Origin of the sequence: Pantoea piersonii (genome assembly GCF_003612015.1) — a bacterium.
Lineage (GTDB): Bacteria > Pseudomonadota > Gammaproteobacteria > Enterobacterales > Enterobacteriaceae > Pantoea > Pantoea piersonii.
Map to the genome: position 1 here is coordinate 383360 of NZ_RARB01000003.1, position 21491 is coordinate 404850.

At 59.5% G+C, this 21491-nt stretch carries 18 protein-coding genes; 9 read left to right on the top strand and 9 right to left on the bottom strand.

The window, feature by feature from the left end; genetic code table 11:
- Positions 1–6 precede the first annotated feature (6 nt).
- Complete coding sequence (locus tag D7S44_RS11295; protein WP_240629455.1) at positions 7–327, bottom strand: hypothetical protein; 321 nt, start codon at positions 325–327, stop codon at positions 7–9.
- 329 nt (positions 328–656) lie between these two features.
- On the opposite strand from D7S44_RS11295, the gene D7S44_RS11300 reads away from it, so the two are divergent.
- The 3 genes from D7S44_RS11300 to ddlA all read left to right on the top strand — a co-directional run bounded on the left by D7S44_RS11300 (position 657) and on the right by ddlA (position 2892).
- Complete coding sequence (locus D7S44_RS11300) at positions 657–1271, top strand: phage repressor protein CI (protein WP_120454892.1); 615 nt, start codon at positions 657–659, stop codon at positions 1269–1271.
- 111 nt (positions 1272–1382) lie between these two features.
- Positions 1383–1718 carry a hypothetical protein gene (locus tag D7S44_RS11305; RefSeq protein ID WP_120454894.1) on the top strand — a complete coding sequence of 112 codons (336 nt, stop codon included), beginning with the start codon at positions 1383–1385 and terminating at the stop codon, positions 1716–1718.
- Between the two features lie 79 nt (positions 1719–1797).
- Entirely contained in the window at positions 1798–2892 is a 1095-nt protein-coding gene (gene ddlA, locus D7S44_RS11310; protein ID WP_120454896.1) for a D-alanine--D-alanine ligase, read from the top strand.
- A 21-nt stretch (positions 2893–2913) separates the two neighbouring features.
- Here the strand turns inward: ddlA and D7S44_RS11315 are convergent, their stop codons facing one another.
- From D7S44_RS11315 to D7S44_RS11330, 4 genes are all read right to left on the bottom strand, one after another.
- The gene (locus D7S44_RS11315; protein ID WP_120454898.1) at positions 2914–4338 is read right to left on the bottom strand and encodes a GGDEF domain-containing protein; all 1425 of its coding nucleotides are present in this window, start codon (positions 4336–4338) and stop codon (positions 2914–2916) included.
- Positions 4339–4706: 368 nt separating this feature from the next.
- Positions 4707–6176: a SulP family inorganic anion transporter gene (locus tag D7S44_RS11320; protein ID WP_120455122.1), complete on the bottom strand. Its 1470-nt coding sequence runs from the start codon at positions 6174–6176 to the stop codon at positions 4707–4709.
- Positions 6177–6178: 2 nt separating this feature from the next.
- Positions 6179–6799, bottom strand: coding sequence for a carbonic anhydrase (locus tag D7S44_RS11325; RefSeq protein WP_120454900.1), 621 nt, complete (start codon positions 6797–6799; stop codon positions 6179–6181).
- Between the two features lie 583 nt (positions 6800–7382).
- Entirely contained in the window at positions 7383–8192 is an 810-nt protein-coding gene (locus tag D7S44_RS11330; RefSeq protein WP_120454902.1) for a 5'-nucleotidase, lipoprotein e(P4) family, read from the bottom strand.
- 100 nt (positions 8193–8292) lie between these two features.
- Between D7S44_RS11330 and D7S44_RS11335 the strand changes: the two genes are divergently transcribed.
- Complete coding sequence (locus D7S44_RS11335; RefSeq protein ID WP_120454904.1) at positions 8293–9006, top strand: purine nucleoside phosphorylase YfiH/LACC1 family protein; 714 nt, start codon at positions 8293–8295, stop codon at positions 9004–9006.
- Between the two features lie 107 nt (positions 9007–9113).
- Positions 9114–11129 (top strand): oxidoreductase, encoded by a 2016-nt coding sequence (locus D7S44_RS11340; RefSeq protein ID WP_240629456.1) that lies wholly within the window; start codon positions 9114–9116, stop codon positions 11127–11129.
- Here D7S44_RS11340 and rlmG read toward each other — a convergent pair whose 3' ends face one another.
- On the bottom strand, positions 11130–12248 hold the full coding sequence (gene rlmG / locus D7S44_RS11345; protein ID WP_120454908.1) for a 23S rRNA (guanine(1835)-N(2))-methyltransferase RlmG: 1119 nt from the start codon (positions 12246–12248) through the stop codon (positions 11130–11132). It abuts the gene before it with no gap.
- Between the two features lie 81 nt (positions 12249–12329).
- Between rlmG and D7S44_RS11350 the strand changes: the two genes are divergently transcribed.
- Positions 12330–12833, top strand: coding sequence for a M48 family metallopeptidase (locus D7S44_RS11350; protein ID WP_120454911.1), 504 nt, complete (start codon positions 12330–12332; stop codon positions 12831–12833).
- Here D7S44_RS11350 and D7S44_RS11355 read toward each other — a convergent pair.
- Positions 12830–14518: a chloride channel protein gene (locus D7S44_RS11355; RefSeq protein ID WP_120454913.1), complete on the bottom strand. Its 1689-nt coding sequence runs from the start codon at positions 14516–14518 to the stop codon at positions 12830–12832. The two genes, D7S44_RS11350 and D7S44_RS11355, sit on opposite strands and share 4 nt — an antisense overlap.
- A 147-nt stretch (positions 14519–14665) precedes the next feature.
- Between D7S44_RS11355 and D7S44_RS11360 the strand changes: the two genes are divergently transcribed.
- From D7S44_RS11360 to sstT, 3 genes are all read left to right on the top strand, one after another.
- Positions 14666–15658 carry a Gfo/Idh/MocA family protein gene (locus D7S44_RS11360; RefSeq protein WP_120454915.1) on the top strand — a complete coding sequence of 331 codons (993 nt, stop codon included), beginning with the start codon at positions 14666–14668 and terminating at the stop codon, positions 15656–15658.
- A gap of 254 nt (positions 15659–15912) precedes the next feature.
- On the top strand, positions 15913–16884 hold the full coding sequence (locus tag D7S44_RS11365; RefSeq protein WP_120454917.1) for a TerC family protein: 972 nt from the start codon (positions 15913–15915) through the stop codon (positions 16882–16884).
- A gap of 235 nt (positions 16885–17119) precedes the next feature.
- Entirely contained in the window at positions 17120–18352 is a 1233-nt protein-coding gene (gene sstT / locus D7S44_RS11370; RefSeq protein WP_120454919.1) for a serine/threonine transporter SstT, read from the top strand.
- Positions 18353–18547: 195 nt separating this feature from the next.
- Here sstT and D7S44_RS11375 read toward each other — a convergent pair whose 3' ends face one another.
- Positions 18548–20038 (bottom strand): UxaA family hydrolase, encoded by a 1491-nt coding sequence (locus tag D7S44_RS11375; protein ID WP_120454921.1) that lies wholly within the window; start codon positions 20036–20038, stop codon positions 18548–18550.
- A gap of 4 nt (positions 20039–20042) precedes the next feature.
- Positions 20043–21491 (bottom strand): tagaturonate reductase, encoded by a 1449-nt coding sequence (locus D7S44_RS11380; RefSeq protein ID WP_120454923.1) that lies wholly within the window; start codon positions 21489–21491, stop codon positions 20043–20045.

A 21491-nucleotide genomic window follows, 5' to 3' on the forward strand; every position in this document is an offset into this window, starting at 1 on the left:
GGTCAGTTATTCAGACAGATACTGGTCTGCGTCAGAAAAAGAGCGAGGCAACAGCCTGCCCCAGCGCACCATTTTGTTCATTGCGGCAATGATCAGCTCACGCCGGGCCTCATCGAAGGATTCAAAGGGGTTGCCGACCTCGTGAAGCCGGAAGCTGCCGGGTCTTTCCCGGTTCGCCAGCGTCAGCACGCAGAACTTAAAATCATCGTTTTGCCGGTTGAAGGCGACCAGCGCCGGGTTACGGCTGTTGTTGCGCATCTGACGCCAGCTTTTACGAAACTCGTCAAAGCTCATTGCTGCAACAGGTTCAGGCTGGCTATTCATCATAAGTGAGTCAGACCGGCTGAAAATTAACAGAAAAAGAATATCTCCCTTTCGTCGCCCGGTACGATCCTTTCAGCACGCTTTTTTTCGCCGCAGCACGGCTGCATGCGGCGGCGAAAACTTCTGTTAACGCGCGGTATGCCTTAACAAAAAGCGCTGAAACAGGACGTTTTACGCCGGTCCGTAATAAAAGGAGGACAGCTATGGCATTTGTAATGTCAGGCCTCATAGGGCATCATCTCCAGTTAACGTAATGTCACTCATATGCGATAACATTCACAACGCAGTGATGCTAATTCAAATATGTTAGTAACACAAGAGGAAGCTCAAAAATGTTAGTCACTAATTTTAACGGGAGCGGCGGGGCTATCCTCGACAGACTGATTCAGGCCTATGGGTTTAAACAAAAATCACAGTACGCTGAGCATGTCGGCCTCTCCTCAAGCAACCTGGCAATGCGTTATAAAAGAGACGCTTTCCCCGCCGATCTGGTGGTGCAATGCCTGATTGACACAGATGCCGAGCTGAACTGGATCCTCTATGGTCAGGGCAACCCGCCAAGTGCAGTACAATCGCTGGCAGCGGAAAAGGGCAATGAAAATCGCCCGCTAAAAAGTCTGACGGACATTGAGCGGGTAAAATTAACAAATGGTGAACTCAGGCCTGTTGATTTTGTGACTCTGGAAAACAAACTTTTTCTGGGTAAGGTGGCCGCTAACAGCGACCTGCTGGCGGTAATCGAAGGCGAGCAGCAGTACATCATTAACCGCAGCTATAAGACGGTCGTGGACGGGAAATGGCTGCTGGATATTGAAGGCATGGCCAGCCTGCGCAATCTCTCTCGTCTGCCCGGCGGTCGCGTCAGGATTAGCGGCGGCGATGCAGAGTTTGAATGCGCGCTGAATGAGATCTCCGCGACGGGAATTGTCGTGATGACGTTGATTTAAAAGCGGTGCGCTTTCCCAGTCGATAAGCGCAGCCCTTTACCGTACCGATCTCAGGCCCCGCGATCCGCGTTATACTCCCCCGCTTTGCACCAGCGAGCATAATTCATAGCCATGACTTCCAGACTTAAAATCATTCTTCCGCTTCTTATTCTCTTCGTAGCCGCCGCCTGGTACTGGCTTACGCCGCACTACAGCAAAGAGGACGAGGCCTACTACGTCTCGGTGTTCTGCGCCATTCACCATGAAGAGAGCAGCCGCTTTGTGGCGGATATGCGCACCGTTATTGAAGGCGGTAACTCCGACTACGCCCTGCAGAAAATCCATTTCCAGCCGCGCCTCGGCGAACAGGTGGTCAAAGCCTGGCAGAGCCTGAGCGCAGAACAAAAGACGCAGGCCAGCGCCGACGCCACTCAGTGCCGCAACCTGCTCGCTGATGCGTTAAAGTAAGCGCCCCGCGCGATGCCGTTACAGGGCGAAATCCGCGTGTTATCTTGTGGGTTTCGCAACATCTTTCAGGCAAGCTCTAATGACAAAACTGCGGGTAGGCATTGTGTTCGGCGGCAAATCGGCCGAGCACGAAGTATCGTTACAGTCAGCTAAAAATATCCTTGATGCGATTGATAAAACGCGTTTCGAGCCGGTGCTGTTAGGCATTGATAAACAGGGTCAGTGGCATCTGAATGACGCCTCGAACTTTCTGATCAACGCACAGGATCCGGCGCTTATCGCGCTCAACCGCGGCGGCGAAAGCGTGGCGCTGGTGCCGGGCGAGTCGCAGCAGCAGGTGATCGCCCGCCAGAGCGGCCACGCGCTGTCGCAGATCGATGTTATTTTTCCTATCGTGCACGGCACGCTCGGTGAAGATGGTTCGCTGCAGGGATTGCTGCGTATGGCGTCGCTGCCCTTTGTCGGCTCTGGCGTGTTGGGTTCGGCGGTCAGCATGGACAAAGATGTCACCAAACGTCTGCTGCGCGACGCCGGGCTGCAGGTTGCGCCCTGGATTAGCGTGACGCAGGCGCAGCGGTCGCGCATCCAGGCGTCTGAGGTAGTCGCGCAGCTGGGCCTGCCGCTGTTTATCAAACCGGCCAATCAGGGCTCATCGGTCGGCGTCAGCAAAGTCGACACTGTCGAAGCGTTCGATAGCGCACTGGATCTCGCCTTCACCTTTGACCGCAAGGTGCTGATTGAAAAAGGAATCAAAGGCCGTGAAATCGAGTGCGCCGTGCTGGGTAATGATGAACCGCAGGCGAGCCCGTGCGGCGAAATAGTGGTGCACGACGCTTTCTACTCCTACGAGACCAAATATATCAGCGAAACCGGCGCGCGGACGCAGGTGCCTGCAGCCATTGACGCTGAGCGCAGCGAGGCGATCCGCGCCGTGGCGATCAAGGCGTTTCAGGCGCTGGAGTGCAGCGGCATGGCGCGCGTCGACGTCTTCCTGACGGACGCAGGCGAGATTATCGTCAACGAGGTGAATACCCTGCCCGGCTTTACCAACATCAGCATGTATCCCAAGCTGTGGCAGGCGGCGGGACTAGAGTATCGCGAGCTTATCACTCGCCTGATTGAGCTGGCGCTGGAGCGTCATCAGCAGACCAGCCAGTTAAAAAGCAGCGTGTAAGCGTGAGCGCGACGGGGTGATTTACGCCACGTCGCTGGCCAGCGTCAGGGTGCGCCAGGCGGGCGAAGTCTGGTTGCGCCCGTTGCGTTTGGAAAGATAGAGATTTTTATCCGCGGCGGAGATCAGCTTATTCACCACGCTGTGCCAGCCGCGCTCTTCACCCGCCCTTCCCTGCGCCAGCCCCAGGCTGGCGGTTACGGTAACGGTATTGCCCTGCAGCCAGAACTTCTCTTTGCCTATCGCCTGCCGCACCGCCTCCGCCAGCCGGTAAAGCTGTTCAGGCCGGGCGTCGAACAGCACGATAGCGAATTCTTCGCCGCCGAAACGGCAGATGAGGCCCTGTTTACCCACCACTTTTTGCATCCGCAGCGCGATCTCCTCCAGTACGCCGTCGCCAGCGTCATGGCCGAAGTTGTCATTGATGGTTTTGAAATAGTCGATATCAAGCAGGATCACGCCGACGCTACGCCCGGCAGAGAACGGCTCCTCTTTCAGGCTCTCGTAAAGCCCGGAGCGCGACAGCAGCTGGGTCAGAAAATCGTAGTTGGCGCGCAAAGCGAGCCGCTGGTTAAGCTGGCGCACCGCATCCATACTGACGGCGACGATCAGCGGACTGATGGCGACGGTCGCCACGCCGAGGCGCGCCGAAGTAAGGTGGCTTAAAGGCAGCAGGTTGTCGTTGCCCTGAATATTCATCACGCCGTGCGAGACCAGCACGATTTCGCTGATGCCGGCCAGGAGTATCACCAGGCTGGTTACCGGGATCGGCAACACGATGGCGCACCAGATCAGCGCCGGAACCGGAAACGTCAGGCTGCCCGCGCCGCCGATCATGGCGCCGACCACCAGTGACAGCACGACGCTCAGCAGCGGAAGCCATTTGCCCGGTGAGAGCGGCGCGGCGACCGACAGGCTGCGCCAGCTGCGCGTCAGTAAAAACGGCAGCAGCATCAGGCCGGTGGATAACTGTTCGCTGAACCAGTCGCTCCAGGCGGTGGCGAAGCGGGCATCGAAGCTCATATTCTGTGCCAGCCCACCCCAGGTGGCGCATGCGAAGGCGGCGAGCAGACAGGCGGGAAAGATGCGCAGCGCGTTGCTGATCTGCCTGCGGTCGGCGTCGCGCAGGTAGTGCTTTACCAGCATAGAGACAGAAATAAAGATAAACAGCAGGTTAGCGACGTTCAGCGTGACGGCGGGCCACGCCCAGCCGGAAAAAACCGTGTCGTTCACCACCATGGCGGCGAAGCTGGTGAGGTAGTAGCGAAAGCGATGCAGAAAAGGATGACGGACGATAACGGCGGCGACGATGGCGTTCACCGGCCAGAATAGCGATAGCTCGGCGGGAATACGCAGATGACTGCCTAAAAAGCAAAACAGCAGGGTGATCAGAAACAGCGATAAGACATTCTTTGTAGCCTTGTGCTCTGCAAACAGCTTAACGCGCATAGGTCTGAACCCTGTAGCCTGTAAATTCTCCGCTCCCTGCCCGTCCCGGACGATCGCCGCACGCCATTAAACCGCATTCGCCGTCCGGGCAATTCAGCGAATAAACGGCAGGGATCGACGCTACTCATCATCTGGGTTACGCCGTCTGGCTTTCGGCGCGCCAATTATGCCCTAAATAAAAAAAACGGCCATCCGAGATATCTGATTTTCAGACGGTTAAGGAGTCAACTGGCGGGTGACATGGACTGAGGAGCAAAGCGTCCCGCGACAAGGATGTCGCGGGACGAGCTGGCAGGGATGCCGTCTTTTGTGTCTTTGCGATCGGGCCATGTCACCCGCGTAAGCACCTGACTGGCAGGCTCCCCCCCTTACTTGACCGCTACCGGCCACTGGCTGAGGCGAATGCCGCGCTTATCCGCGCTGTCGCCGAAATCTTTCAGCACCGCTTTTACGTCTGGATCCAGATACTCGGCGTTATCGTGATCCACAATCACCACGCTGTTTTCCGGGATCTCCGCCAGCAGCCCCTGTAGCTTCGGGTTATGCAGAAAGGTCAGATTCTGCTGGAAGCGCAGCACATAGTGATCGTCATAGCGGGTCAGCTGTAGCGCATTGCGGTGGCTCTTATACAGGCTAATAAGCATCTGCGTCGCCAGACCGATACCAATGCCCATCAGCATGCCAGACAGAATAATGCCGCCGATGGTGGCGAGGAACGGCACGTACTGCTGCGCCCCCATGCGGAACTGCTCAACGAACAGGCGCGGTGTCGCCAGCTTATAGCCGGTATAGAGCAATACCGCCGCCAGGCTGGCCAGCGGAATGGCGTTCAGCAGATTGCTGAACCACAATCCGCAGATCAACAGCAGCACGCCGTGAATAAGAACAGAGAGTTTGCTCTGCGCGCCAGTGCTGACGTTCACCGAGCTGCGCACGATCACCGCCGTAATCGGCATGGCGCCCAGCAGACCGGCGCTGAGATTGCCGATGCCCTGCGCGAACATCTCCCGGTTGGGCGATGGCGGCGGGTTCTGCGGGCGCAGCTTCTTCAGCGCCTCCTGGCTCAGCAGCGTCTCCAGGCTGGCGACCAGCGCCAGCGTTACCGCCACTACCCAGACCGACGGGTTTTGCCACGCCGTCCAGGCTGGACTCTCCAGCTGAGCCGTCAGCGCTGAGAGGCTGTCGAACGACGGCAGCGCGATGCGCGACAGCTCGTTCGCCCTCTCCGGCATCAGCCGCCCGCCGAATAGCGTCGCGGCGCAGCCAAACAGCACCGCGACCAGCGGACCGGGTATCCAGCCCAGCGCGCCAGCCTTCTTTATCAGCGGCGTGGTCCATAACCACAGGATCGCCAGGCTGCCGCCAGCAACCAGCATCGCAGGCGCGGAGAAGGCAGCGGCCCCGCTGGCGAACCCCGCCAGCCCCGCATCGCCCTCAATGCCGAACGCCACCGGGATCTGCTGGATAATCAGCAGAATACCGATGGCCGCCAGCATTCCCTTGATCACGCTGCCTGGCACCAGCGAGATAAACCGGCCGGCGCGCAGCAGGCCCAGGCCACACTGCATCAGGCCCGCCAGCACCAGCGCGGTAAGAAAAGCGCTGAAGCTGCCGAGCGTTTCAATCGAGGCGACGACGATAGTGACCAGCCCCGCCGCCGGGCCACTCACGGCAAAGCGTGAAGGGCTTAACGCGGTGACCAGCAGCCCGCCGATCACGCCGGTCAGCAAGCCGGCAAACGGCGGCAGCCCGCTCGCCTGCGCGATGCCGAGACAGAGCGGCAGCGCCACCAGAAAGACCACCAGACCGGCAGGAATATCCTGACGAAGCGTATTCACATTCATGGCGAAGATTCCTCTGCAGATTGCTGGATTAACTCTTTGAGATGGCCCGACTGCAGATCGTAAACGCAGCCGAAGAGATCTAATGTCTGGCCCGCTCGCCACGCGTCGCGCACCGGCGCGGTAGCGGCCAGACGGGAGAACTGCGCTAACACGTTTACCTCAACCAGCTGGTTTAACGTCTCAGCTGCTGCTTCCTGTTCATCGGGCAAACTGGCGCCCAGCGCCTGTCGCAGCGTGGCGATACGCCGCGCCAGCGCTGAGGTTTCCTGCGCCAGCGGGCTTTGCGGCAGGGTAAGCGCCGCCTGAACGCCGCCGCAGCCGTAATGGCCACACAGCACGATGCGTTCTACGCCGAGATAAATGATGGCGTACTGCAGCACGCTCATCAGGTTGTCGTCGCCGTCGACCACCATATTGGCGATATTGCGATGGACAAAGAGTTCGCCAGGATGGGAACCGGTCAGAACCTCGGCCGGTACGCGACTGTCTGAGCAGCCAATCCAGAGTGAGTGTGGTTTTTGTTGATGGAGGTATTGTGCAAAATAGTCAGGATTACGTTCGCGGCGCTGAAGCGCCCAGCTGCGATTTTTCGCTAATAAAGGTTTCAGTGTCGTCACATTCGTCTCTCTCAACAACCGGGAAGGAAATACACAGGCGAACAAAGGAGTGAACCGGCTCACAGTTAACGACTGGCTGTCAGGAAAAGAGCGCAGTTCATCACAGAAATTGTTTATAGCTCTTTATGCTTAATTAAGCATGCGTAATTTTTTATAAGCCAGAACGGCACGAGGTTTGTAAGCATTAATTCAGTTACGGTAAATTAAAGGTAAAACTGATTAAGCTGATAAAATTAACGACGCTAAATATCAATTGATAAATTTTATAAATATCAATCCATTAAAATAACAACATAATTAAAAAGCCTTTCTCAATGACAAATAATTACACTTAGCTTTGCTGGACTGTTGCCCGCACTCAATTAGCAACGGCACTTTATTACGGAAAATTCCGAATTAATTTCTTAACCAGTAGCGATTAAAACTGGCGATCAGCAAAAAAAGCAGTGTAATGCGCTTAATAAGCGCCGCTTTAAAAGTAAGAGATAATTAAATTAGTTTGCAGTGAAATAATCCCTCCTGAACGTAAATATCAGCGGCAAAAATAAAGAGCCTGTTATTGCAGGCTCTTTCGCTTGACGAATTATTTACCGTTCCATGCCCTCAGCCGCGCATCGCGCGTTGAAAGCTGCTGTTGCGGCGTCAGCTTATTGTAATTCTCCGCCATGCCGCTCTCCCAGTCGCCATAGAGCGGATTCGGCAAGACGATAAACCGGGTGCCGAAAAGCGTGTGATTCTGGCTGACAAAGGCGCGACGCTGCGCATTGTCCTGATGCCAGGTCGCCTCGCCGAAATCATTCAGGTTATCGCCGACGTAGAGCACGACGTTATAGCCCGCCGCTTTGATAGCGTCGAAACGCGCCTGCTTGTTTGAACTGCCGCTGCTGAGACGTACGGTCTGCGGGTTAACCTGCGGGAATCCGAGCTGCGTCAGGTTGGCAACCGTGGCGTCATAATCCTTCTGGTCGCGGTTAGACACATAGAATAGCGTGCCGCCATGTGACGTAACGTAACGGGCGAAATCGACCGCGCCGGGCACCGCCAGCGCCTGCTTCGCCCGGGTCCATGCCGACCAGCTTTGCGCGCTGTACGGCTGCCCGTTTTTCGCCTGCCAGGCGCTGTAGGCGCTGTTGTCGATCATGGTCTCATCCAGATCGACGATCACCGCCTTAGGCTTGCCGGTCAGCGACGGGGCGGCGTCAAAGGCGAGACGCGCGCCGTTGAAGGCCTGCCACGTCAGGGCCTGATACTCGCCGGACTGCTGAAACCAGTTAAGTGCCATCACTGACTGCTGGCCGAGCTGTTGCTGCGCATTTTGCGCCGACTGCGAGGCGCAGCCCGACAGCATCAGCGCCATCAGGCCGCTGGTCAGCAGCGTTGCGGTCATTTTCATCTTGTTATCCTTAAGCCGGAAAAGTAGAAGAGGGTAACGCTTTCAAAATGTAGCAGTTAACCTAAGCTGAATGCAGCCAAACGCCTCAGAGGAGATTCATATGGGAATCCGCGTACGCTCTACCCTGCTTGATGCGCTGGAGTGGGTTGAATATGCCTTCCAGCCCGCAGGCGAAGCGCCGCCCGACGATGTCGCTTACGGCCATCAGCGCCACAGCGCGACGGTGGTAGATGACGCGGCCAACGTGCCGCCGAAAAGCTGCGAATCGGATGGCATTATCGGCTTTGGCGAGCGGCCGGTAGCGGTCTACACCGCCGACTGCCTGCCGGTGCTCATCGCTGATACGCAGCAACGGCGCGTGGCGGCGGTACACGCGGGCCTGAAAGGCACGCTGGCGGGCATACTGGATCGCACCGTGGAGCGGCTATGCGAAGATGGCGCCTCGCCGGATGGCCTGTATGTCGCCATCGGCCCGGCCATCGCGCCCTGCTGCTACGAACTGGGCGAGGAGATGCTGTCGTCGATCGCGCAAAGCTTCTCTGGCTCGCTGTCACACTGCTGGCACCGCGAGCAGCCGCATAATCCTTTCGCCGTCAGGCCGCAGGCGAAGGCTACGCAGCATGGCATCTGGTTCAATCTGCCACAGCTGGCGACGGAAATACTCCTGAAAGCAGGCGTGCCGGCGGCACATATCGAAAACGTCGGTTTTTGCACCTACTGCATGGCGGAAAACGGCGCCAGCTATCGCCGCAACACCCACTTTAACAGCGGCTATCAGTCGCGCTTTTCATGGATACGCCGTCGGGGTGGCTAAGGCCCGCTTTTTTGATGCGCCTCACAGCGCGGTAAACTTTCACTTTTTTTTAACATCACGGCAGCTACATTACACTCATCCGACCACTTAACCTGAGTGATGCCGCCGTGAAGAGTCACGCCTACCCTGCCCTGTTCGCCCCGCTCGATTTGGGATTTACCCGGCTGCGCAACCGCTTCCTGATGGGATCGATGCATACCGGGCTGGAAGAGCATCCCGACGGCGCGCAGCGTCTCGCCGCTTTTTATGGCGAACGCGCGCGCGAAGGGGTCGCACTGATTGTTACCGGCGGCGTAGCGCCCGATGCGCAGGGCGTCACCATGAAGCATGGCGCGATGCTCATCTCGCCTGACCAGTGCGGCTGGCACCGCCAGATTACCGACGCCGTACATGCGCAAGGCGGCAAAATCGCCCTGCAGATCCTGCATACCGGCCGCTACAGCTATCAAAAAGATCTGGTCGCGCCCTCGGCGATCCAGGCACCCATTAACCCTTTTCTGCCGCAGGAGATGGATGAGCAGGCGATCCTGCAAACCATCAGCGACTTCGCCCGCTGCGCACGGCTCGCCCAGCTTTCAGGCTATGACGGCGTGGAGATCATGGGCTCTGAAGGCTATCTGATTAACCAGTTTTTAGCGCCGCGCACCAACCAGCGTAGCGACCGCTGGGGCGGCGACGCACAGCGCCGTCAGGCCTTTGCCCTCTCCGTTACCCGGGCGATACGCGACGCCGTGGGCCGCGACTTTATTGTGATTTTTCGCCTGTCGATGCTGGATCTGGTAGAAGATGGCAGCTCGCTGGCAGAGACGCTGGCGCTGGCCGAGGAGCTGGAGAAGTGCGGCGTTACCCTGTTCAATACCGGCATCGGCTGGCACGAAGCGCGCGTTCCCACTATCGCCACCTCAGTGCCGCGCGCGGCCTTCGCCTCGGCGGCGCAGCGGCTGCGCCAGCATGTCTCGACGCCGGTGATCGCCACCAACCGCATCAACCACCCGCAGGTCGCCGAGCAGCTGTTGCAGAGCGGCTGTGCCGATATGGTGTCGCTGGCGCGTCCGTTTCTCGCCGATGCCGCCTTCGTCAGTAAGTCCGCGCGTGGCGCGGCGGAGAGCATCAATACCTGTATCGCCTGCAACCAGGCCTGTCTCGACCAGATTTTTGTCGGCAAGATCACCTCCTGTCTGGTGAACCCGCGCGCCTGTCATGAAACGCTGATGCCGGTTACGCCCTGTGCAACGCCGAAGCAGATCGCCGTAGTGGGCGCGGGTCCGGCGGGGATGGCCTTCGCGCTGCAGGCGGCGCAGCGCGGTCATCGCGTGCGGCTCTATGAGTCCGCTGCAGAGATCGGCGGCCAGTTTAATATCGCGCGCCAGATCCCTGGCAAAGCTGAGTTCAGCGAAACCTTACGCTATTTCGCCCACCAGCTCGCCGCCGCCGGCGTCGAGGTGCGTACCGGCTATCGCGCGACGGCGGAGAGCCTGCAGGATGCCGACGAAATAGTGCTGGCGACCGGCATCCAGCCGCGCACGCCGGATATTCCGGGTATCGATCACCCCAGCGTACTCAGCTACCTCGAGGTGCTGCGCGATAAAAAACCGGTAGGCCAACGCGTCGCCATTATTGGCGCGGGCGGCATCGGCTTCGATACCGCCATGTATCTCTCTCAGCCTGCGGAGCAGCAGACGACAGAAAGCTTTTGCCGCGAATGGGGCATCGACCTGACGCTGACGCAGCGCGGCGGCCTGCAGCCCGCGCAGCCCCTGCCCGCTACGCGCGCTATCTGGCTGTTGCAGCGTAAACCGGGCAAACCGGGCGCGGGGCTGGGTAAAACCACTGGCTGGATCCATCGCGCCACGCTGCAGGCGCGCGGCGTGCGCATGTGGGGCGGCGTAGAGTATCTGGCGATTGATGATGAGGGATTGCACCTGCGCCGCGACGGCGCGGTGACGTGCGTGCCGGTGGATAACGTCGTTATCTGCGCTGGGCAGGAGCCACAGCGCGAGCTAGAAGCCGCGCTGCGCGCACGCGGCCAAGCCGTTCACCTTATCGGCGGCGCCGACGTGGCGCTGGAGCTAGACGCGCGCCGGGCAATCGCCCAGGCCGTACAGCTGGCGCTGACTATCTGATCAGCGCATCTTTACCGCGCGCAGCACCACGAACTTCTGGTTCGACGCCACCAGCGTGCAGTTGCCGAACAGCTTTTTCAGCTTGTGATGATAGTCGAGGTGGCGGTTGCCGACGATGCGCAGCTCGCCGCCATACTGCAGGCAGCGTTTGGCGTCGCGGAACATTTGCCATGCCAGATGATCGGTTACGGCGTGCTGCTGGTGGAAAGGCGGATTGCAGAGCACTGCGTGCAGGCGATCTGAAGGGTAGCCGCTCAGCACGTTGTTGACGCGGAATACGCAGCGCGTCAGGTCCTGCGGACGGTTCACCTCAACATTAAGCTGGCTCGACGCCACCGCCATATAGGACTCGTCGAGAAAATGCACTTCAGCCTGCGGATTGCTTTCCAGCGCCATCAGGCCGATCACGCCGTTGCCGCAGCCGAGATCGACAATCTCGCCCTCGATATTTTCCGGCAGGTGCTGCATAAAGAAGCGCGCGCCGATATCCAGCGACGTGCGGGAGAAGACGTTGGCGTGGTTGTGGATCTGATAGGGCGTCTCATCCAGCGGCCAGACGGTGGTCGCCGCCTGCGGTGCCAGCGCGGGCGCGCTGAAGTGGCTATAGATCAGACGCGCCTTTTTCCACGCCAGCGAGGTGCGGGTTTCGCCGAGGATCTTCTCGAACAGCTGCAGCGTGGAGTTATGGATCTCTTTGGCGCGCGCCGCCGCCAGGATCACCGTATCGGCGGTCACGACCTCTCGCAGAGCGCGCAGCTGTTGCTCCAGCAGCGCCAGGGTTTTCGGCACCTTAATCAGCACGGCGGCTGGCGCGGCGGGCAGCGCATCGAGGCTGCTGAGAAAATGCACCTCGCCGTCGTCAAGCGCGTTAAGACGCAGGTTTTGCCGCGTCGCCTGCTGGCTGAGCCAGGAGTCGCTGACGTGCCAGACCGGACGCGGATTAAGCGCACAGGTGAGCGCGCCGAAGCTGTCGTTGAACACCAGGATCGGCCCTTCCGGCAGCGACTGCTGCAGCAGATATTCATCCGCCGCGTCCCACGCCTGAAGCGGACTCTCTTCACGCATTTGCGGGAAACGATGCAGGATCAGGGTGCGATCGACTAGTTCAAGTTGGCTCATGAATTCTCCGGCTGGTACAATCTGGCTGTTTTACGCCCCAAAAGGGGGGCGCAGTATACTGTCTTTCGCCGGGAATCCCTAATGTCCTCACTTATCTATCTGCAGGGTTATCCTGAGAACATCCTTCAGCAGGTTCAGACGCTGATCGACCATGAAAAGCTTGGCGCTTTTTTGCAGCAGCGCTACCCCGACACGCACGATATCGTCAGCGATAAAGCGTTATATGACTATACCCAGGCGCTGAAGAATCGCTTTATGCGCAACGCTCCGCCGATCAGTAAAGTGATCTGGGATAATAAAATCAAGGTCATGAAACATGCGCTGGGCCTGCATACGGCGGTGTCGCGCGTCCAGGGCGGCAACCTCAAGGCCAAAGCGGAGATCCGCGTCTCCACCTTTTTCCGCCTCGCGCCGGAGCCTTTTTTGCGCATGATCGTGGTGCACGAGCTGGCGCACCTGAAAGAGAAGGATCACGACAAGGCTTTCTATCAGCTCTGTTGCCATATGGAGCCGAACTACCATCAGCTGGAGTTTGACGCCCGGCTCTGGATGACGGATCAGGCGATGCGCGGCAACGCGGCCTAGAGAAACTCCTGCGCTTTCTGGATCAGGCTGGTTTTGGTCAGCGCGCCGAGAAAGCGTTTCTCCTGCGGATTGTTGAGCACCGGCAGCCGCTCCAGCGTTACGCGGGCGAACGCCTCCCATCCTTCACGCATGCTTTGATTCTGGTAGACGACGGGAAAGTTGTCGTCCATCACCGTGGCGACCGGCGAATTCAGCGTGATCTCCTGCGCCAGCACCTTACGTGCGATGTCGTGAATCGAGACCACGCCGAGAAAGGCACCCGCCGCGTTGATGACGTAGACGTAGCGCTCGCGCTTCAGCGAGCTGACCGCCAGCGCCTGGCCGACCGACTCCTGCGGCTGCAGCGCCGCGCCGGGAATAATCAGCTCCGCCACGCGCATATTGTCGAAGTCATATTTGGCTTCTGAGCGGTTAAAGTGATTGCCGACCACCGGGTAGGTGCTGGCGGACTGCAGGCGATAGACCACCATCGAGGCGAGTACGGCGGCGATCATCACCGGAAAGAGCAGCGTGCTGTTAAGCGTCATCTCCAGCACCATCAGGATCGCCATCAGTGGCGCCTGGCTGACGGCGGCCAGCACCGCGGCCATGCCGATGGCGGCATAGAGCAGCACGTTGCCGATCGGCAGATGGAGCGCCGCCCCCAGCGTCGCCAGCGCCACGCCGAGCAGCGCGCCGATCAACAGCGATGGCGTAAAGAGCCCGCCCACCGCGTTGGAGCCGACCGACAGCGTCGTCGCCAGCGTCTTCAGCACCAGCAGCAGCAGCAAACCCGGCAGCAGATAATCGCCCGCCATGATTTTAACGATCACTTCGTAGCCGTTGCCGAGAATATCGGTAGAAATGAGCGCCAGCACGCCCACCGCCAGCCCGCCCGCGCCCAGCCGTAGCGGCAGCGAACGGATATGGCTGAACAGCGCCTTGCTGCGCGCGATAAGCTTAATCAGCAGCCAGCCCGCCAGCCCGGCGATCAGACCTATCGCCACCGTCACCACCAGGCTGCTGATGTCCATCTGAAAACTGGCGTCCGCCAGCGGATAGAGCGCGTTGCGAAAGCCCAGCGACCACATGGTCATCACGGCGACAGACGAGGCGATGACCAGCGGGATCAGACGCTGCAGCGCCGAGATGCCGAAGGCGATCTCGGCGACGAAGATCGCCGACGCCAGCGGCGCATGGTAGACCGACGAGAGTCCGGCGGCGGCGGCCATCGCCACCACGTCGCTGTTTTTCATATTCAGCGAGGCGGGCATCCAGCGCCCCAGCACGCTGCCGCACAGCGCGGAGAGCTGCACCATCGGTCCCTCTTTACCGATCGAGGCGCCCGAGCCGATACTGGCGATCGAAGAGAGCGCGCGGAACAGCGAGGTGCGGGTCGGTACCGCGTCGAGCCGCGCGTTAATCACCTCAAGGTAATCAGTCTTTACCGTCTGCTGCTGTTCGATGCTCACCGCATAACGCAGGAAAAAACCCGCCAGCACACCGCCCGCCCCCACCAGCAGCGGCCAGAAGATCCACGGCCAGGCGTGCATCGCCACGGTGATCTCATTGCTGCTGCCGAACAGCAGACGGTTAATCAGTTCGATAATGCCGCGAAACGCCAGCGTCACCAGCGACGCCGCCAGGCCTACCGGGATCGCGACCAGCAGCGTGGTCCAGTTCAGTGCGTGTTTACTTCCTTTCAAGCGCTTTCTCCACTTTTTTCAGCCTGTCGCCGTTGCGTCATCACTATATTGGAAGGCGGATCGCAGGATCAAATTCCCTTTCTTTCCGGCGCTTGCTCCCGCTCTGCGGCGTGCTACTCTGCCGCTATTTGCCGCAGGAGAGTCGACGTGATCCGTTTTGCTATTGTGGGAACCAACTGGATAACGCGCCAGTTTATCGAGGCCGCGCACGAAACCGGCCATATGCGCCTGAACGCCATCTTTTCGCGTACGCAGCAGCAGGCGGAACGCTTCGCCGAAGCCTATCCCTGCTCGCATCTCTTTACCTCGCTGGAGGCGCTGGCCGCCAGCGATCTTATCGACGCGGTTTACCTGGCGAGCCCGAACGCCCTGCACTGCGAGCAGGCGCTGCTGTTTATGGCTCATGGTAAACATGTTATCTGCGAAAAGCCGCTCGCCTCTAACCTGCGTGAAGCGGAGCAGATGATCGCCTGCGCCCGGCAGCATCAGGTGATTCTGTTTGAGGCGTTTAAAACCGCCAGCCTGCCCAACTTCGCGCAGCTGCAGCAGGCGCTGCCCGCTATCGGTCCACTGCGCAAGGCGCTGTTCAGCTACTGCCAGTACTCGTCGCGCTATCAGCGCTACCTCGACGGTGAAAATCCCAATACCTTTAATCCGCGCTGGTCGAACGGCTCGATCATGGATATCGGCTACTACTGTCTGGCGACGGCGGTGGCGTTGTGGGGCGCGCCGCGGGCGGTAAAAGCCAGCGCCGCACTGCTGGCCAGCGGCGTTGACGGCCACGGCAGCGTGCTGCTCGACTATGGCGACTTTGACGTCACGCTGCTGCACTCCAAAGTCAGCGACTCGCGTATTCCCAGTGAAATTCAGGGCGAAGCGGGCTCGCTGCTGATCGAAAAGCTGTCAGAGATGCAGTCGGTTAGCCTGGTGCCGCGCCAGACCGCCACGCAGCCGCAGGATCTCAGCCAGCCGCAGCATATCAATACCATGCTCTATGAAGCCCAGACCTTTGTGCAGCTGGTGCGGCAGCGCCGCGTCGATCATCCGGGGCTGGAAACATCGCGTATCACCGCCGCGCTGCTGACCGAGATACGTCGCCAGACCGGCGTGGTTTTTCCCGCCGACGGACAGTCTGTGTAAATATGTCTAAATATGAATGGCCCGCTATTGCCTCTTGCAGGGTCAGCGCCTATCTTAACTGCCAGCAAAGGGGAGTAACTTGTAAGCTGAACGATCGTCATTACGATGCGCAAGCATCCGGTCGTCAGGCAACCCGGAATCTGATTCTGCGTTGTAAGTGAGACCTTGCCGGAAGGCAAGGTTTGCTTACATCCCTGTAAAGCGGCTGATGTCTTCTGACCTCAGCCGTTTTTTATTTCAGGGCAGGAAAAGTTATGCAGACGGTAGGAACGCCTCTTCTCTGGGGCAGCTTTGCGGTAGTGGTGCTCGTCATGCTGGCGATCGATCTCTTTTTACAGGGACGGCGCGGCGCGCAGACCATGAGTTTTAAACAGGCGGCAGTCTGGTCGCTGATTTGGGTATCGGTGTCGCTGCTGTTCAGCGCCGCCTTCTGGTGGTATCTCGAGGGCAGCGCCGGTCGGGAAGTCGCCACGACGCAGACGCTGGCGTTTCTAACCGGCTATGTGCTGGAGAAAGCGCTGGCGGTCGATAATGTCTTTGTCTGGCTGATGCTTTTCAGCTACTTCTCGATTCCCGCCGCGCTGCAGCGCCGCGTGCTGATTTACGGCGTGCTGGGCGCGATTGTGCTGCGCACGATTATGATCTTTGCGGGCAGCTGGCTGGTAACGCAGTTTAGCTGGATCCTCTATCTGTTCGGCGCCTTCCTGCTGCTGACCGGACTCAAGATGGCCTTCTCCAGAGAGGATGATGAAAACGCGGTGGGCGACAAGCCGGTGGTACGCTGGCTGCGTAAACACCTGCGTATGACCGACGCGCTGGAGGGTGAGAAGTTTTTTACCCGCAAGAATGGCGTGCTGTTTGCGACGCCGCTGCTGCTGGTGCTGATTATGGTGGAGCTGAGCGACGTGATCTTCGCGGTTGACAGCATTCCGGCGATTTTCGCCGTGACCACCGATCCCTTTATCGTGCTGACCTCTAACCTGTTCGCCATCCTCGGCCTGCGCGCCATGTACTTTCTGCTGGCTAACGTCGCCGAGCGCTTCTCCATGCTGAAGTATGGTCTGGCAATCGTGCTGGTCTTTATCGGTATCAAGATGCTGATCGTCGAGTTCTACCATATCCCGGTGGCGATCTCGCTGGGCGTGGTCGGCGCCATCCTCGGTTCAACCCTGTTGATTAACGCCTGGGTGAATCGCAAAAGCGACCAAAAACAGCGCTCGCAATAATCCGCTACAGGGGCAGGTAATGCCCCTGTTTTATTTTGCCAGTCACTGGTGCGACATTTCATCGCTCTGTCACACTTCCTTCATCCAGCATAATAGAAATCCGATCCCCCTCGCACAGACAGAATTATCTCTTTCCTCGCCCGCTCTTTTCCTTATACTCCGCCGGGCAAACCGCTTCAGGCGCGTTAATCGACGTCCTCTGAAGCCACATCCCGCTACAACCTAAAGAACAATTATGCAGAACTCTCTTTCCGGTCGTCTGGGCGCGTTACTCGCAGGAAGCCTGGTAAAACAAATCATGGTAGGGCTGGTGGCCGGTGTGGCGCTGGCCTGGGTCTCGAAGGATGCCGCGCTGGCCGTCGGCCTGCTGGGCGAACTCTTCGTCAGCGGACTGAAGTCCGTTGCGCCGCTGCTGGTACTGGTGCTGGTGATCGCTTCTATCGCCAGCCATCAACAGGGTCAGAAGACCAATATCAAACCTATTATCGCGCTCTATCTGTTAAGCACCTTTTTCGCCGCGGCGATCGCGGTGGTGTTGAGCCATCTGATGCCGCAGACGCTGACGCTGGCGGTCGGCAAAACCGAAATTACGCCGCCGTCGGGCATAACTGAGGTGCTGCGCGGCCTGCTGATGAATATGGTAGCGAACCCGATTACCGCGCTGATGGAAGCAAACTACATCGGCATTCTGGTGTGGGCGATCGGCCTCGGCCTGGCGTTCCGCCACAGCTCGCCCGGCACCCGCGCCCTGCTTAACGATGTCTCACATGCGGTGACCTGGCTGGTGCGCTGCGTAATTCGCTGCGCGCCGGTCGGCATTTTCGGTCTGGTGGCGTCGATTCTGGCCTCTACCGGCTTTGGCGCCCTGTGGCAGTATGCGCATCTGCTGGGGCTGCTGCTGGGCTGTATGGCGTTAATGGCGCTGGTGGTGAACCCGCTGCTGGTCTACAGCAAGATCCGTCGCAACCCCTATCCGCTGGTCTTTACCTGCCTGCGCGAAAGCGGCGTAACCGCCTTCTTTACCCGCAGCTCGGCAGCCAATATTCCGGTGAATATGGCGCTGGCGAAACGCCTGAATCTGGATGAGGATACCTATTCGGTCTCTATTCCGCTGGGGGCGACCATCAGTATGGCGGGCGCATCCATCACCATTACCGTGCTGACACTGGCGGCGGTGCATACGCTGGGTATTCAGGTTGACGTGTCGACCGCGATTCTGCTGAGCCTGGTGGCGTCGCTGTGCGCCTGCGGCGCGTCGGGCGTGGCGGGCGGTTCGCTGCTGCTGATCCCGGTCGCCTGTAATATGTTCGGCATACCGAACGAGCTGGCAATGCAGGTGGTGGCAGCCGGTTTTATTATCAGCGTGCTGCAGGACTCCGCCGAAACGGCGCTGAACTCCTCTACCGATATTCTGTTTACCGCCGCGGTTTGCCAGGCTGAAGCCGAGCGCGAAGCCAGCCGGGCTTGATCTTGCAGACAGCTCAGTAGCTTGAAGAGCGGGTGGCAGGGTACGAAGAGCAAAGCGTCCCGCGCCAGGGAAGGCGCGGGCCGAGCGAGCATGGATGCGTTAAGCGACTTTGCGATCGGACCCTGCCACCCGTGAAGGGCACAGCACTAATCGACCACAATGGCGACCTCAAGGTCGCCATTTTTGTCTGACAAATTATAACGTCACGCCGCTTTTAAAAATCGCCAGCTCGCGAAAATCGTTCTTCTCGTTGTTGGTCAGCTTGCCGCTGGCGATCGCCACGATGGTGTCGACGAAATCCTCCAGCAGCGCATCCATGCTCATCCCTTCCAGCAGACGGCCAGCGTTAAAGTCGATCCAGTGTGGCTTCTTCTCTGCCAGCGGCGAGTTGGTCGCCAGCTTCACCGTCGGCACAAAGCCACCGTAAGGGGTGCCGCGCCCGGTGCTGAACAGCACCATATGGCAACCCGCCCCCGCCAGCGCGCTGGTGGCGACCGCATCGTTGCCAGGGGCGCTCAGCAGATTCAGCCCCGGCGTTTTCAGCCGCTCGCCATACTTCAGCACATCCACCACCTGGCTGGAGCCCGCTTTCTGGGTGCAGCCCAGCGATTTCTCCTCCAGCGTGGTAATACCGCCCGCCTTGTTGCCCGGCGAGGGATTCTCGTAAATTGGCTGCTGGTGGTCGATAAAATAACGCTTGAAATCGTTAATCATCGCCACGGTTTTCCCGAAGGTCGCTTCGTCGCGACAGCGGCTCATCAGGATACGCTCCGCGCCGAACATCTCCGGCACCTCGGTCAGCACCGTGGTGCCGCCGTTAGCGATCATCTGATCGGAAAAGCGCCCCAGCAGCGGATTGGCGGTAATGCCGGAAAAACCGTCGGAACCGCCGCACTCCAGACCAAACTTCAGCTCGCTTAGCTTGCCCGGCTGGCGTTTGTCGTGACGCATCACCTCATACAGGGCATGCAGACGCTCCAGACCCGCCTCTACTTCATCGTCGTGCTGCTGGCACACCATAAACTGGATGCGATCGCTCTCCGGCAGACCCAGCGTCTCGCGGAAGACGTCGACCTGGTTGTTTTCACAGCCGAGGCCGATAACCAGCACCGCGCCAGCGTTGGGATGACGCACCATATTTTGCAGCATGGTGCGGGTGTTCTCATGATCCTGCCCCAGCTGCGAGCAGCCGAAGGTGTGGCTAAACAGAAACGCGCCGTCGGTGCCCGCCGCGTTGTCGGTCTCTTTAAGAAAGCGCTGCAGGATCTGACGCGCAATGCCGTTGACGCAGCCGACGGTCGGCAGGATCCAGAGCTCATTACGGATCCCGACATCGCCGTTGGCGCGGCGATAGATCTGCACCTCGCGATCCCCAGGCTGCGGCGGCACCTCGACAAACGCCGGCTGATAGTCGTACTCATCCAGATCGCTCAGGTTAGTGCGCGCGTTGCTGGAGTGGATTACCTCGCCTGCGGCGATCGGCTGCGTGGCGTGGGCGATCGGCAAGCCGTACTTGATCACCAGTTCGCCCTCACCGATGGGCCGCAGCGCGAACTTATGGCCGCGCGTAACGGCCTGCAGCAGCTGCACCGCCGTCTGCTGCAGGTCGATAGTCTGCCCCGCTTCTAAGTCGCGCAGCGCTACCGCGACGTTATCCTGAGAGTGAATCTTAATCGCGTCTTGCATAGCATTATCCCAGTGTGCTCAACGCCTCACGCATGCCGTGGACGATGATATTTTGCAGGTGTCGGCTGACCTCGGCCGCCAGTTGCGGCTGCCGGGTCAAATCTTCGCCCCAGTGCTGCGCGTCGCTTAACACCTCGCGCACCAGCTGTTCCGGGGAAATCTGGTCGTTATTGAGTGCCTGCCAGTTTTTTTCAAAGCGCGCCAGCCAGTGCGCGTCATCCTGTAGCGGCCAGCTTTTCTCCCCCGACGCGCCACGATAGAAGGCGATCAGCGCCGCCAGCGCGAAGGTCAGACGCGGCGGCCAGACGCCGTTTTGCGCGTGCGACGCCAGCAGCGGCGTCAGCAGGCGGGTGCGGAACTTGGTCATGCCGTTCAGCGCGATGGAGAGCAGCGCATGGCGGATAAAGGGATTACGGAAGCGTCGCTCTACCGCATCGGCGAAGGCGAGCAGCTCGCTGCGCGGCAGGTCCAGCGTAGGAATGATCTCCTCGCGCAGCAGACGATCGACAAAACCTGAGATAGCCGGATCTGCCATCGCTTCGCCGACACTCTCCAGCCCAGCCTGGAACGCCACCGGCACCATGGCGGTATGTGCGCCATTGAGGATCGCCACTTTCTGCGCCTTCCACGGCGCGATATCCTCGACCAGCCGCACCTGCGGCGCCAGCGCATCCAGCTTCAGCTCGTCGAACAGCACGCGCGGTCCCTGCAGAATGAACTGGTAATACACCTCGCCCGCCACCAGAAAACGATCCTCGTAGCCCAGCTGAGCGGCGAGAGCCTCGCTCTCCTGCGGGAAACCGGTCACGATGCGGTCCACCAGCGTGTTGTAGAACATGCAGTGCTGCGTTACCCAGGCGGTAAAACTTTCTGGCAGCTGCCAGTGTCGCGCATAGCGCAGCACCAGCTCGCGCAGGGCGTCGCCGTTATGGTCGATTAGCTCGCAGGGCACAATCAGCCAGCCTTTGTCGCTGGCGCCGCTGAAGTGCTCGAAGCGCGCCCATAGCAGCTGCGTCAGCTTGCCGGGAAAGCTGGAAGCGGGCGCATCCGTCAGGCGATCGCGCTCGGCAAAGGCGATGCCCGCCTCGGTGGTGTTAGAGAAGACGAACCGCATCTGCGGCGCGCGCGCCAGCGCCAGAAAGTCGTCATGCTGGAGATAAGGCTGGATCTCGCGATTCAGACTGCGGATCAGGCGCGTTTCGCTGACGCGCTCGCCCTGTTCGTTCAGACCGCGGATCAGCGTGGTATAAAGTCCATCCTGCTGGTTCAGGCTGTCGCTGACGGCACGGTTGCGCGGCCGTACCACCACGACGCCCGCGTCGGTGCCCTGATGCTGGTTCAGCCAGTCGAGCTGCCAGTCGATAAAGGCGCGCAGAAAGTTGCCCTCGCCGAACTGGATGACGCGCTCGCTGTAGATCGCGCCGGGAAAATCGTGGCGATTTAGCCGCTGCAT